We start from the raw sequence: 12,862 nt of genomic DNA on the forward strand, positions 1-12,862 counted from the left end.
GGAGGGGACGTGTCTGTCGGCGTCGACCCAATGGACTGGCGGAGGGTTCTCGAACTGGCGAACTCCGGTGAGGTATCGCTGCATCCCGAGATCGGCAAGGGACTGGACAAGATCTGCGACGACTACTTGGACCGGCTGGACGCTATCTTGCAAATGGCGGACAGGGTCAAGATCATCGACGGGTTCGGTCCCTTTCCCTCAGGACAGGCTCTACAGGAGAAGTTCACCGGTAAGGCTGCTGGTTCCGAGCAATCCCTGGACGCCGTCCTCATGCAGCACATCGACGCCGTGAAGATCGCGAAAGAGGTTGTGGCCAAGGCTATTGCGAACTTCGTGGAGCTGGATCAGTCCAGGGCCGACCAGCTCACCGGTCTGGATGTCCAACCATGACCTACGACGAGTACCGGAGCCGGATCATCGCCGCGCAGGAGCAGTGGAATCGCGAGCGCGACACGATCTACGACTTCACCGGTCGGTTGGGCACGTCGTTTCAGGGGGAATACGAGCCGCCGCGGATTCCCGGGCCGGACAACTACGACAGTATGACGTTGGCGCAGATGGTCGATGCCGTGAACGCGATGCGGCCGGGGACGGTGCGGGAGGCGTCCGAGGCGTGGCTGAACATCGGGATGAACCTGACCGGTGCGATTCAGGCGTTCAACGAGCAGTTCGGCCGCACTGTGACCGGTGACGGCACGAATCCGGGCTGGACGGGGCAATCCGGCAAGGCGGCGGCCGAGGCGGTCACGAACTACCGCAATCAGTCGGGGAACCTGGCCGATGCCGCTTGTCTGGTGAGTTTCAAGCTGTCGGAGATGCATACCGGTCTCGAGCAGACGCAGGCGCTGATGCCGCAGGCCACCGAACGCCCGGACCTGATGGGTAAGACGTTGCCGCAGGACGGCGTCATGAAGGCGGGTGATTACACCGAGGAGGAGGCCACGCAGGAAGCGCGGCGGATCCTTCGCACGGTGTACGGGCAGGTCGCCACTCAAACCGACCACGGCGTACCCGTCCTGCCGACCGCCCCGCGGATCGTGGCGGATAGCGGGCAGCCAGGTCCGTCGTCACCTGGTACCTCGAATTCCGCCGCGCCACAAGAGACTTCCGACTCGGCCGATCCCGCAGGCGCGGAGCCGGAATCCACCGAACCGTCCGGCGGTGACCCGCAGGAATCACCCGGGACCGACCCCGCAGCCACCACGCCCCAGTCGGTCACCCCGGCGGGGGTGGACCAGCCGGCCAGCGTGCAACCCATCACCTCGACGACCCCGTCGACGACGCCGAGCAGCACCACCACACCGAGCCCGAATATCACTACCGCCACACCGGGTCGACCCGATGCCACGAGCCCGAGCGCTCCCCGGCGATCCGGCAGCCCGAGCAGTACCGGTACGCCGAATTCCACCGCCACGCCGGTGCCGGGCCGCAACGTTCCCGCCGGTCCGCAGCAGCCGAACGCCCTTCCGGCCGCCACGGCAACCGGCAGCCAGGCGGCTCGATCCGGCGCGGCCGGCACGACCGGCATGGCCCCCGGAATGGGGGCTCGCGGCAAGGACGACGAGCGGGAGACCTCCGGCGTCAAGGACTACCTGATCAACCAGCACAACGGCGAGGAACTCATCGGTCTGGACGCCTTGCCGAAGTCCGTCCCTCCGGTCATCGGAGACAACCCGAATGGCTGACTGGCGCTTCACGGGGCAGGAATTCGAAATCCTCTGGGCGGCCTATGGTCGTGACCGCCTGCCCTACCCGCTGCAATACCGGCCGGAAGAGATGGATTTCGCCGACCTGAAGCGTCAGCGCGAGGCAGCGGTGGACGCGCTACTCGGGCGATACGCCGTCGAACTGGAACAGGCGCTCGACGTGTTGCTGGAACCGGAGGCGCGTGTCGAGTGCAAAGGGATGGGCGGCCCGGACATGTCGATCGTCTTCCGTTTCCACGGGGCGGTACGCGGGCAGATCGGCGCCACCCTGGTCCAGCTTCCCGGTACCGCGCCGGACGCCGGCGGTGACGTGATCGTGAGTTTGTGCGCCGCGCAACGAGTGGCCGCGAAAGCTGTCGCCGCGCTGCCCAAGATGCCTGCGGGCACCCATCCGCCGATCGAAGCGCGGCGGGAAGAAGTGAGCGCCGACCGGGATCGGCCGGTGCGCAAGCCGTATGAGGTCGGCGTCGTCGCACAACTGGACCGAATCTTCAAACGCGAACGCCTCGGCCTCGGTGAGATCACGGTGCTCGCGGGTCCGGCCATCGATGCGCGCCCGAGCTTCGGACGCGGCTTCTGGTGGATGGATTACGCGGACGGCCGCTACTACGTCAAGACCGGCGACCCCATCGTCGCCAAACCGCTGGAGCCTTCCGCGATGGCGGCCGAGATCAACCGGCTCACCGCTCTGACCCAGCGTTACTACCGCGAAGATCGCGAACACGACGAATACCTGCGGTCGCAGCGATAGCGGGCCATCCGGGCATCCCGGGACTACGTCACAGCGGGATGTCGGCCTCGTCACGAGGGCATTCGGGCGCGGCGAGCCCGGAAAGCGCGGCTCGTTCCCGGTGCTAACTTCGCGCCGTTCCACCGACGAAACCGATCACCAGGGAGGTTTGGTAGTGGGAAAGACAACCGTTCGGGCCGTCGTGACGGCAGCGGCGGTCGCCGCGGGCACGTTGACGATAGGTCTCGTCGCGCAGCCCGCGACGAGCGAGACGATCGGCGGCGATCCGGTCACGTTCCTGGCGCAGGACGAACACCAGGGTCAACCCTCCGACACGAGTGACGCCGACCAAGCCGAAGGCAAGGGAAAGGGCAAAGGAAAAGGCAAGTCCGAGGGTAAGGGCAAGGGAAAAGGCAAGGGTAAGGGCAGCGAGGGCAAGCCGACCGCCCTCGGCGAGAACGAGCCGGAGTCGTCCGCAGAACCCGACGCGCGCAGCGACGAACAGACCGACTCATCAACAGCACCCACCGCCCGCGACGCCGAGACCGACCCGTCCACAAGACCCGACACCCGCAACGACGAACAGACCGACTCGTCCGCGAAACCGGACGCTCGCACGGACGGAGACAGCGAATCCGCCAACGGTTCTACGAGCAGCGCGTCATGAACGACGTTTCGTCAGAAGGACAGTCGGATCACGAGGTGCCATCCGACTGAGGCCCCCACGATGCGCAGGCCGAGCGGCACGTCGGGGCGACGCGAATTCGCCGACGTGCCGCTCGGTGCCGGTCAGCGGGGCAGGCGCTCGATGATCGTCGCGTTGGCGGTGCCGCCGCCCTCGCAGATGGTGAGCAGGCCGTAGCGGCCCTCGATCCGTTCGAGTTCGTTGAGCAGCGTGGCGAACAGTTTCGCACCGGTCGCACCGAGCGGGTGGCCCAGCGCGATGGCGCCACCGTTGACGTTCACCTTCTCGGGGTCCGCGCCGGTCTCCTTCAGCCAGGACAGCACCACCGGCGCGAACGCCTCGTTGATCTCGATCACGTCGATGTCGTCGATGGTGAGGCCGGTCTTCTCCAGCGCCCACTTGGTCGCCGGAATCGGTGCGGTGAGCATGAAGATCGGGTCAGCGCCGCGCGCGCTCACATGGTGGATGCGCGCTCGCGGGGTCAAGCCGTACTCCTGCACCGCCCACTCCGAAGCGAGCAGGGTGGCGCTGGCGCCGTCGGAGATCTGGCTGGCCACCGCGGCGGTGAGCGGGCTGCCCTCGGCCAGGGGCGGCAGCGAAGCCATCTTCTCCAGGCTGGTCTCGCGCGGACCCTGGTCGATCCAGAAGTCGCCGACCGGCACGATCTCGTTGTCGAAGCGGCCGTTCTTGATCGCGTCGCGGGCCCGCTCGTGGCTGCGCAGCGCCCAGCGCTCCATCTCTTCCCTGGTGATGCCCCACTTCTCGGCGATCAGCTGGGCGGCGCGGAACTGCGTCACCTCACCGGTGCCGTAGCGGTGGTCCCAGCCTTGGGCGCCGACGAACGGGGTGTCGAAACCGTACTCCTTGCCAGCCAGCATGGCCGCGGAGATCGGGATCGCGCTCATGTTCTGCACGCCGCCCGCGACGATCACCTCGGCGGTACCGCTCATGATGGCCTGCGCGCCGAAATTGATGGCCTGCTGGCTGGATCCGCACTGCCGGTCCACGGTGACGCCGGGAACCTCTTCGGGATATCCGGCGGCCAACCACATGGTGCGGCCGATGTTGCCCGCCTGCGGGCCGACATTGTCGACGCAACCGACGATCACGTCGTCCACGACGCCCGGGTCGATCGGGGTGCGGTCCAGCAGGCCGCGCAGAGCGGCCGCACCCAGATCGGCCGGATGCACGCTCGCCAACGCGCCGCCGCGCTTGCCGACGGGGGTGCGTACCGCATCGATCACGTAGGCGTCCCGCAGCGGGGCATACGGACGACGGGACGCGGAAGGTGCTGACATGTAAGGACTCCTACGTGGTGCGCTCGGGGACGGTGAGTCCGTCGAGCACGATGGTCAGGTACTGCTTTGCTAGGTTCTCGACGGTGATCGGCCCACCCGGCCGGTACCACCGCACCGCGACCCAGACCGTGTCACGCAGGAAGCGGTAGGCCAGTTCGACGTCGAGTTCCGGCCGGAAGGCGCCGTCCCGCACGCCGTTGGTGAGCACTCGGTGCCACAGCTCGCGGAATTCGCGGTTGTAGTCGGCGATGTAGGTGAACCGCTCCGAGTCGCGCAGTCGCTTCGCCTCGGTCTGGTAGATCGCCACCGCGGCGTGCCAGCGGTCGAACGACTCGTAGGAGGCGAGCACCAAGGCTTCCAAGGTGTCTCGCGCGCTCAGGCCGGACGCGACGATCTCGCGATAGCGGCCGAACAGCTCGTCGAGGAACCCGCGCAGGATCTCGTCCACCATCGACTCCTTGGAATCGAAGTGGTGATAGAGACTCCCCGAGAGGATTCCGGCCGCGTCGGCGATGTCGCGCACCGTGGTGGCGCGCAATCCCCGCTCGGCGAACAATTCGGCCGCCAAGGCGAGCAACTCACTGCGCCGAGCTGATTTAGAGGCGTCTGTTGCGGGCACACGGCCATCATACAACCAAGCATTTGCTTGGTCGAGAGGTCCTGTTCAGCGCTCCGAGTAGCGCAGCGGCGAGGAGACCGACAGATCGGCCAGCAGGCGATCGCAGATGATCACGGGCGAGACGCCCGCCCGCGCCATGCGCGCCACGAGCGCGAGACGGCGTTCGCAACTGTCCCATTCCACGGTGAGCTGACCGCGATCCGGACCGGCGTCCACCGTGGCCATCACCCGTGGCGGGCCGCCGCGCACGGGTTCCTCGCTCAGCTTGAGCACCATGCCGCGCTGCCAGGCGTGGTAGGCGTCCATATCGGCCTCGACCACCAGCTTGTCGGTGGCCGCGCACAGGCCCTGGGCGATCTCGTCGGCGAAAGTCACCTGGTCGAAGCGGAATTTCCGGCATTTCGCGACCACCGCGAGCAGATCCGAGCGCACCTCGCACAGCAGGGCGGTCTGGCGCTGCCTGCGCCGCTCCTGCTCGGTCTCGGTACCGTCGGCGCTGAGGCCGATGCGCCGGGCACGCTCGCGATCGCGCGCCAGATCGGCGCGCAGCGCGCGGCGCGGGTCGCGGGCGACCTCCCCCTCGTCGACGGCGTGCTGCGCGAGAATGCGCATCGCGGCCGTGGCGACGGCCCTCGCGGAAGTGTGCTCGATGAGTTCGGCGCCGAGGGTGAGCGCCGAGAGGACGAGGCTGTCGAGCCGTCGCCTGGCCAGCACGACTTCGCGCACCACATCGAGTTCCAGTTGTTCGCGGGCAGGTGGGCGATCCAGGCCCATAGCCATCGCCCCCTTGTCGAGCGCGGATCCGATCTCATCCAGCATGGCACACCCCGCCCCCTCGCGGCTTGCCCTTTTCTACCTGATCAGCCGCTCATTTCGGGTGGCGTGCACGATGCGAGAAGGCGATCGCAATACGGCGCGCGAGGACTCGCCCGCGACGGCGGGCAACCGGCTGCTCGATGGTCGCCGGGCGGGCTCGTCCGCCCGGCGCGGCGCGGACGAGCCCGGGAATCGCTGCGGCTCAGGCGCGTTGACTGCTGATCGAGACCACCTCGCCGGTCAGGTAGGTGGTGTAGTCGCTGGCCAGCATGGCGATCGTCGCGGCGACCTCCCACGGCTCGGCCGCGCGGCCGAACGCCTCCCGCTCCGACAGGTGGTCGAGCAGCTCGGTGGAGCTGACCTTGTCCAGGAAAGCGTGCCTGGCGATGCTCGGGGCCACCGCGTTGATCCGCACGCCCAGTTCGGCGGCCTCGACCGCGCTGCATCGGGTCAACGCCATGACGCCCGCCTTCGCCGCGGCGTAGTGCGCCTGACCGTGCTGCGCGCGCCAGCCCAGCACGCTGGCGTTGTTCACGATGACGCCGCCGTGGCCCGCGTCGCGGAAGTAGCCGAGCGCGGCACGGGTGCAGCGGAAGGTGCCGTTGAGGGTGATGTCGAGGACTCGGTCCCACTGCTCGTCGGTCATGTCGACCACGGGCGTCTCCCCGCCGAGCCCGGCGTTGTTGACCATGACGTCGATCCGGCCGAGCGCTTCGGCGGCACCGCGGACCAGCGCGTTCACCTCTTCGGTGCTCTGCACGTCGCACGGGATCGAGGCGACCCGCCGGTCCGGGAACTCGCCGGCCAGCTCGGTCGCGGTCTCGGTCAGACGCCGCTCGTGCCAGTCGGAGACCACCACGTCCGCGCCCTCGGCCAGCAGTCTGCGCGCGGTGGCCGAGCCGATACCGGTGCCCGCGGCCGCGGTGATCACGGCGGCGCGCCCGGTCAGCAGGCCGTGCCCGGGGACGGGCGCGGGGGCGACCGACAGCGGGCCGGTCACGGGCGCGCCTCGCGGGGTAGGCCGAGCACGCGCTCGGCGATGATGTTGCGCTGCACTTCGTTCGAACCTCCGTAGATGGTGTCGGCGCGGGTGAACAGATACAGCCGCTGCCATTCGTTGAGATCGTTCTCGCCCGCCACCAAGCCGCGGGCGCCGAGCACGGCCATCGCCAGCTCGCCGAGGCCGCGATGCCAATTGGCCCAGAGCAGTTTCGCCACCGAGGCCTGGCCCGCGCCGTCGTCCACGCCAGCGCCTTCCATCGTGCGCATGGCATGCGCGCGCAGGACTCGCAGCCCGACCCAGGCCCGATCGATCCGGTCGGCGATCAGCGGGTCGTCGGCCGCGCCGGTGCGGCGGGCCAATGCCTCGATGTCGGCCAGCTCCCGGGCGAACCGGATCTGCTGGCCCAAGGTGGAGATGCCGCGCTCGAAGGTGAGCGTGCCCATGGCGATGCGCCACCCGTCGCCCGGCTCGCCGACCACCAGGTCAGCCGGGGTGCGGGCGTTGTCGAAGAAGACTTCGTTGAATTCCGACGTGCCGGTCAGCTGGATGATCGGGCGCACGTCGATGCCCGGCTGCTTCATCGGGACCAGCAGGTAGGACAGGCCCTTGTGCCTGGCGGACCCGCGCTCGGTGCGGGCGACGACGAAGCACCAGTCCGCGACGTGCGCGAGCGAGGTCCAGATCTTCTGCCCGTTGATCGACCACTCGTCGCCGTCCAGGTGCGCGGCGGTGGTGATCGCGGCCAGGTCGGAGCCCGCGCCCGGTTCCGAATAGCCCTGGCACCACAGTTCGCTGACATCGCGGATGCCCGGCAGGAACCGGTCCTTCTGCGCCTGGGTGCCGAACGCGAGCAGGGTCGGGCCGAGCAGTTCCTCGCCCACGTGCGACACCCGCGCGGGCGCGTTCGCCTTGGCGTACTCCTCATGGAAGATCACCTGCTGGCGCACCGTGGCCTCGCGGCCGCCGTACTGCTTCGGCCAGCCCAGGCAGGTCCACCCGGCCGCGGCCAGGTGCCGGTCCCAGGCGAGGCGTTCGTCGAACGCCTCGTGTTCGCGGCCTGGGCCGCCGAGGCCGCGCAGCTCGCGGAAGGCCCCGTTGAGGTTCTCCTCCAGCCACTCGCGCACTTCGGCGGCGAATCGCTCGTCCTGCGCAGCGGAAAACCGCCTGTCCGGAGCGGCGGTGTCGGATTCTGAGGTCTGGATCGCACCCACGCCGGTAGGATAACCTACCAAGCACTTGCTTTGTAGAGCACTCGCATAAGTGACTCGCGGACGGTGAGGACAACCGTGACAACCCCTGCACAGACGACACCGATGGCACTGCACCACGCCGCTCGGACCTTCGGCGACGCCCCTGCGATCGCCGACGGCGAGGTCCGGCTGGACTGGACCCAATTGTTCGAGGCGGTCCAGGAAGTGGCGCGGGCGCTGATCGCGCGTGGCGTGCGGGTGGGCGACCGCGTGGCCATGTGGGCGCCCAATACGCACCACTGGGTGGTCGCCGCGCTGGCCGCGCACTACGCCGGAGCGGCACTGGTACCGCTGAACACCCGCTACGTGGCCGACGAGGCCGCCGACGTGCTCGGACGAGTGGACGCGAAGGCGCTGTTCATCGCGGGGCCGTTCCTCGGCCGCGACCGGCTCGCCGAACTGCGCACGACCGCGCCCGACCTGGCCATCGATACCGTGGTGGTGATCCCGGTCGAGCCCGGCACCGAGAACACCGACATCGCCGCGCTGGACTGGTCGGAACTCGCGACCGTCGCCGCGCCGGTGCCGGTAGCCGAAGCCGAGCAGCGCGCCGAGTCGGTGCGTCCCGACGACATCTCCGACATCCTGTTCACCTCCGGCACCACAGGCCGCAGCAAGGGCACCCTGGTCGCCCACCGGCAGGCGCTGTCGGTGGTGCGGGCCTGGGCCGAGTGCGCCACGTTGCGCGGCGACGACCGGTATCTAGTGGTGAACCCGTTCTTCCACAACTTCGGATACAAGGCGGGCATTCTCGCCTGCTTGGTCACCGGGGCCACGATCATTCCGCAGGCCACCTTCGACGTGCCGGAGACGATGCGGCTGATCGGCGCGGAGCGGGTCACCGTGCTGCCCGGCCCGCCGACGATCTACCAGACGATCCTGGATTTCCCGCGCCGCGCCGAATTCGATCTGAACTCGCTGCGGGTGGCCGTCACCGGTGCGGCGACGGTGCCGGTGGTGCTGATCGAGCGGATGCGCTCGGAGCTGGCCTTCGACGTCGTCATCACCGCCTACGGCCTGTCCGAGAGCGCCGGCTTCGGCACCATGTGCCGGGTCGATGACGACGCCGAGACCATCGCGAACACCTGCGGCAGGCCGATCGCGGAATTCGAGCTGCGCCTCGGCGAGGCGGGCGAGGTCCTGCTGCGTGGGCCGAACGTGATGCTCGGTTACCTGGACGACCCGGACAGCACCGCGCAGACGATCGACGCCGACGGCTGGCTGCACACCGGCGACATCGGCACGATCGACGAGCGCGGGTATCTGAAGATCACCGACCGGCTCAAGGACATGTACATCTCCGGCGGCTTCAACGTCTATCCCGCCGAGGTCGAACAGGCGCTGGCACGGCTGGACGGCGTGGCCGAGTCGGCGGTGGTGGGCGTGCCCGACACGAGGATGGGCGAGGTGGGCAAGGCGTACGTGGTGCGCAAACCCGGCTCAGCGCTCACCGAGGAGCAGGTGCGCGCCCACGCGGCGACCGTGCTGGCCAACTTCAAGGTGCCGCGAGTCGTCGAATTCCGCGACCAGCTGCCCTACAGCGCCGCCGGGAAAGTGCTCAAGCGTCAACTACGTGAGGAGAAGTCGTAATGTCGGAACCGGCAACCCCGAACGAGGGTCCGGCGATCCCGGACGAAGGTGAAGTCGTCACCTATGAGCGGCGCGGTCGCGTCGCGATCGTCACGCTGAACCGGCCGGACTACCGCAACGCGCAGAACTCGGTGATGACCTACGCCATCGACGCCGCCTTCGAGCGCGCCGTGGAGGACCCCGAGGTCGGCGTGATCGTGCTGGCGGGCAACGGGAAACACTTCAGCGCCGGGCACGACATCGGCACGCCGGGCCGCGATCACCATGTGCGGTACCAGAACAAAGCGGCGCTGTGGTGGGACCACGTGGACCGGGCCGGTGGCGATCAGCGCTTCGCCCGGGAACTCGAGGTCTACCTCGGCATGTGCAGGCGCTGGCGGGAGATTCCGAAGCCGACCATCGCCATGGTGCAGGGCGCCTGCATCGCGGGCGGGCTCATGCTGGCCTGGGTGTGCGATCTGATCATCGCCTCCGACGACGCGTTCTTCTCCGATCCCGTGGTCCGCATGGGCATTCCGGGCGTCGAGTACTTCGCGCACCCGTGGGTGATGGGTCCGCGCGCGGCCAAGGAATTCCTGTTCACCGGCGATCGGTTCGGCGCCGCGCAGGCCAAGGAATGGGGCATGGTCAACCGGGTGGTGCCCCGCGCCGAACTGGAGACCGAGACGCTGGCGTTGGCCGAGAAGATCGCCACCATGCCGCAGTTCGGTCTCGCGCTGACGAAGAAGGCGGTCAACCAGGCCGAGGACCTGATGGGCATGCGGTCGGGCATGGACTCGGTCTTCGGGCTGCACCACTTCGCGCACGCGCACAACGCCGAAGTCGGCGCCGACTCCCTCGGCGGCATGAACGCCAAGTCGATGAAGGCGTCGGCGGGTACCGCAGAACAGAACGGAACGACGTAGTGGATCTGGATCTCGACCAGGCGACCCAGGAATTCCAGCGGGAGGTCCGTGAATTCCTCGCCGCGAACAAACCCGCGAAACCGCTGGCCTCGATGGACACGAAGGCCGGATTCGAGGCGCACCGCGCCTGGGAGCGCACCCTCGCCGACGCCCGGCTCTCGGTGGTCGCCTGGCCGGAGGAGTTCGGCGGGCGCGACGCCTCGCTGCTGGAATGGGTGCTGTTCGAGCAGGAGTACTACGCGGCGGGCGCGCCGGGGCGGGTCAGCCAGAACGGCATATTCCTGCTGGCCCCGACGCTGTTCGAACACGGCACGCCCGAACAGCTGGAGCGGATCATGCCACGGATGGCGCGCGGCGACGACATCTGGGCGCAGGCCTGGTCGGAGCCGGAAGCAGGCAGCGATCTGGCCGGTATCCGCTCGACGGCCCGGCGCACCAGCGGCGGCTGGCTGCTGAGCGGCCAGAAGACCTGGAGTTCGCGCGCCTCCTTCGCGGACTGGGCGTTCGGGCTGTTCCGCAGCGATCCCGAGGCCGAGCGGCACAAGGGACTCACCTACGTGATGTTCCCGCTGACCGCCGACGGCGTGTCGGTGCGCCCGATCCCGCAGCTGGACGGCGAACCCGGCTTCGCGGAGATCTTCCTCGACGACGTGTTCGTGCCCGACCGCGACGTGATCGGCGCACCCGGCGAGGGCTGGCGGGTGGCGATGAGCACCTCCAGCAACGAACGCGGCCTCTCGCTGCGCAGCCCCGGCCGGTTCAGCGCCACCGCCCAGCGGCTGATCGATCTGTGGCGCGAGGCGGGCGACGAGGACAACACCGCACAACGCGACGCCGTGGTGGACGCCTGGATCGGCAGCGAGGCCTACCGGCTGCACACCTTCGGCACGGTCACCCGCCTCGACGAGGGCGGCAAGCTGGGCGCGGAATCCTCGATCACGAAGGTCTTCTGGTCCGAGCTGGACATCGCCATGCACGAGACCGCGCTCGACGTGCTCGGCGCGTCCGCGGAACGTTCCGGGCCGTGGACCGACGGATACCTGTTCGCGCTGTCCGGCCCGATCTACGCGGGCACCAACGAGATCCAGCGCAACATCATCGCCGAGCGGCTGCTCGGACTACCGAGAGGAAGCAGCCGATGAGATTCGCGCTCAGCCCCGAACAACTCGATTTCGGCGCCAGCCTGCGCAAACTGCTGGAAGCGGGCCGCGCGCCCGCCGCCGTGCGCGCATGGGCATCGGGCGACAGCGGCCCGGGTCGCGCGCTGATCCGGCAGCTGGCCGATGCCGGTGTGCTCGGACTGGCCGTCGCCGAGCAGCACGGCGGCATCGGCGCCGAGCCGATCGATCTGGTCGTGGCTTTCCAGGAACTCGGGCGCGCGGCCGTGCCCGGACCGCTGGTGGAGACCGCCGCGGCGATTCCGGCCCTGCTGCAAGCGCTTCCGGGCCAGGATCTGGCGGCACGGTGGTTGCCCGGCTTCGCCGAGGGCGCGGCGCTCGGCACGGTCGCCTTCGCGCCGCCCGGCCCCGGCGTCGCCCTGGACGCCGACACCGCCGAAGTGGTCCTGCTGGCCGGCGAGAATCAGCTGTCCACCGGGAACCGCACCGGCCTGGTGCGATCGGTCGATCCCGCCCGCCGCTTGTTCACGGTCGCCGCGGCAGAGACCGTCGCCGGGGGCGATCAGGTCCGCGCGGCCGCCGCCGCCGGCTTCGACACCGGCGCGCTGGCCTGCGCGGCTCAGCTGCTCGGCGCCGGAAAGGCGCTGCTGCACGCGTCGACCGAATACGCAAAGCAACGCAAGCAGTTCGGCAAGCCGATCGGCGAGTTCCAGGCCGTGAAGCAGAAGCTCGCGGACGTGCTGATCGCGCTGGACTTGGCCGAGCCACTGCTGCACCGGGCCGCGCTGACCATGGCCGGAACCACCCGGAGCCGGGACGTGTCGGCCGCCGTCATCGCCTGCGGCGATGCCGCCTACCGTGCGGCTCGCGCCGCCCTCCAAGTGCACGGCGCGATCGGTTACACCGCCGAGTACGACCTCTCCCTGTGGCTGACCAAGGTGACCGCACTGCGTTCGGCCTGGGGCACACCGGATCTGCACCGTGCCCGGATCGCGCGGGCGCTGCGGGAGGACACCGACTCCGATCGCATCGCGCGAGGCATCGCATGAGCGGTCAGGCCCGGAGGAGGCAGCGCAGCGTCACCACGCAGGGCCCCGCTCATGCGACCAACAACCACAGCGTGAGCGGTCAGGCCCGGAGGA

At 69.0% G+C, this 12,862-nt stretch carries 13 protein-coding genes; 8 read left to right on the forward strand and 5 right to left on the reverse strand.

The genetic code is table 11. The annotated features are described in order from the left end of the window. The first annotated feature begins 9 nt into the window (after window positions 1-9). The 4 genes from ACZ6DL_RS13770 (at window position 10) to ACZ6DL_RS13785 (ending at window position 3,103) form a co-directional block, all read left to right on the forward strand. Window positions 10-390 (forward strand): hypothetical protein, encoded by a 381-nt coding sequence (locus tag ACZ6DL_RS13770; RefSeq protein WP_466051043.1) that lies wholly within the window; start codon window positions 10-12, stop codon window positions 388-390. Further along, entirely contained in the window at window positions 387-1,685 is a 1,299-nt protein-coding gene (locus tag ACZ6DL_RS13775) for a hypothetical protein (RefSeq protein ID WP_466051045.1), read from the forward strand. The genes ACZ6DL_RS13770 and ACZ6DL_RS13775 overlap by 4 nt, the downstream gene beginning before the upstream one ends. After that, window positions 1,678-2,457, forward strand: a complete 780-nt coding sequence (locus ACZ6DL_RS13780) for an ESX secretion-associated protein EspG (protein WP_466051047.1) — start codon at window positions 1,678-1,680, stop codon at window positions 2,455-2,457. Before ACZ6DL_RS13775 ends, ACZ6DL_RS13780 begins: the two co-directional genes overlap by 8 nt. 154 nt (window positions 2,458-2,611) lie before the next feature. After that, window positions 2,612-3,103 (forward strand): hypothetical protein, encoded by a 492-nt coding sequence (locus ACZ6DL_RS13785; RefSeq protein WP_466051049.1) that lies wholly within the window; start codon window positions 2,612-2,614, stop codon window positions 3,101-3,103. A gap of 122 nt (window positions 3,104-3,225) precedes the next feature. Here the strand turns inward: ACZ6DL_RS13785 and ACZ6DL_RS13790 are convergent, their stop codons facing one another. The 5 genes from ACZ6DL_RS13790 to ACZ6DL_RS13810 form a co-directional block, all read right to left on the reverse strand. Further along, window positions 3,226-4,419 carry an acetyl-CoA C-acetyltransferase gene (locus ACZ6DL_RS13790; RefSeq protein ID WP_466051050.1) on the reverse strand — a complete coding sequence of 398 codons (1,194 nt, stop codon included), beginning with the start codon at window positions 4,417-4,419 and terminating at the stop codon, window positions 3,226-3,228. A 10-nt stretch (window positions 4,420-4,429) separates the two neighbouring features. Next, a complete protein-coding gene (locus ACZ6DL_RS13795) occupies window positions 4,430-5,038 on the reverse strand; it encodes a TetR/AcrR family transcriptional regulator (protein ID WP_040864602.1) in 609 nt (202 codons plus the stop codon). Window positions 5,039-5,083: 45 nt separating this feature from the next. Next, a complete protein-coding gene (locus ACZ6DL_RS13800; RefSeq protein ID WP_393234388.1) occupies window positions 5,084-5,857 on the reverse strand; it encodes a hypothetical protein in 774 nt (257 codons plus the stop codon). 199 nt (window positions 5,858-6,056) lie between these two features. Next, entirely contained in the window at window positions 6,057-6,854 is a 798-nt protein-coding gene (locus ACZ6DL_RS13805; RefSeq protein WP_466051053.1) for an SDR family oxidoreductase, read from the reverse strand. Next, window positions 6,851-8,068 carry an acyl-CoA dehydrogenase family protein gene (locus ACZ6DL_RS13810; protein ID WP_466051055.1) on the reverse strand — a complete coding sequence of 406 codons (1,218 nt, stop codon included), beginning with the start codon at window positions 8,066-8,068 and terminating at the stop codon, window positions 6,851-6,853. The genes ACZ6DL_RS13805 and ACZ6DL_RS13810 overlap by 4 nt, the downstream gene beginning before the upstream one ends. A gap of 75 nt (window positions 8,069-8,143) precedes the next feature. Here ACZ6DL_RS13810 and ACZ6DL_RS13815 point away from each other — a divergent pair, with 75 nt between their 5' ends. From ACZ6DL_RS13815 to ACZ6DL_RS13830, 4 genes are read left to right on the forward strand one after another with little or no spacing between them, the layout of a single operon-like run. After that, complete coding sequence (locus tag ACZ6DL_RS13815) at window positions 8,144-9,697, forward strand: FadD3 family acyl-CoA ligase (protein WP_466051057.1); 1,554 nt, start codon at window positions 8,144-8,146, stop codon at window positions 9,695-9,697. Next, window positions 9,697-10,602, forward strand: a complete 906-nt coding sequence (locus ACZ6DL_RS13820; RefSeq protein ID WP_051174824.1) for an enoyl-CoA hydratase — start codon at window positions 9,697-9,699, stop codon at window positions 10,600-10,602. Before ACZ6DL_RS13815 ends, ACZ6DL_RS13820 begins: the two co-directional genes overlap by 1 nt. Next, the gene (locus ACZ6DL_RS13825) at window positions 10,602-11,744 is read left to right on the forward strand and encodes an acyl-CoA dehydrogenase family protein (RefSeq protein WP_040864598.1); all 1,143 of its coding nucleotides are present in this window, start codon (window positions 10,602-10,604) and stop codon (window positions 11,742-11,744) included. Before ACZ6DL_RS13820 ends, ACZ6DL_RS13825 begins: the two co-directional genes overlap by 1 nt. After that, the gene (locus ACZ6DL_RS13830) at window positions 11,741-12,769 is read left to right on the forward strand and encodes an acyl-CoA dehydrogenase family protein (protein ID WP_466051059.1); all 1,029 of its coding nucleotides are present in this window, start codon (window positions 11,741-11,743) and stop codon (window positions 12,767-12,769) included. The genes ACZ6DL_RS13825 and ACZ6DL_RS13830 overlap by 4 nt, the downstream gene beginning before the upstream one ends. Window positions 12,770-12,862: the final 93 nt, after the last annotated feature.

The organism is Nocardia sp. NPDC041819 (assembly GCF_055590505.1).

Excerpts from the sequence above, each read along its gene's own strand:
- ACZ6DL_RS13775 (WP_466051045.1), top strand. The coding sequence starts at position 387 with ATGACCTACGACGAGTACCGGAGCCGGATCATCGCCGCGCAGGAGCAG.
- ACZ6DL_RS13780 (WP_466051047.1), top strand. The coding sequence starts at position 1,678 with ATGGCTGACTGGCGCTTCACGGGGCAGGAATTCGAAATCCTCTGGGCG.
- ACZ6DL_RS13790 (WP_466051050.1), bottom strand. The coding sequence starts at position 4,419 with ATGTCAGCACCTTCCGCGTCCCGTCGTCCGTATGCCCCGCTGCGGGAC.
- ACZ6DL_RS13800 (WP_393234388.1), bottom strand. The coding sequence starts at position 5,857 with ATGCTGGATGAGATCGGATCCGCGCTCGACAAGGGGGCGATGGCTATG.
- ACZ6DL_RS13820 (WP_051174824.1), top strand. The coding sequence starts at position 9,697 with ATGTCGGAACCGGCAACCCCGAACGAGGGTCCGGCGATCCCGGACGAA.
- ACZ6DL_RS13830 (WP_466051059.1), top strand. The coding sequence starts at position 11,741 with ATGAGATTCGCGCTCAGCCCCGAACAACTCGATTTCGGCGCCAGCCTG.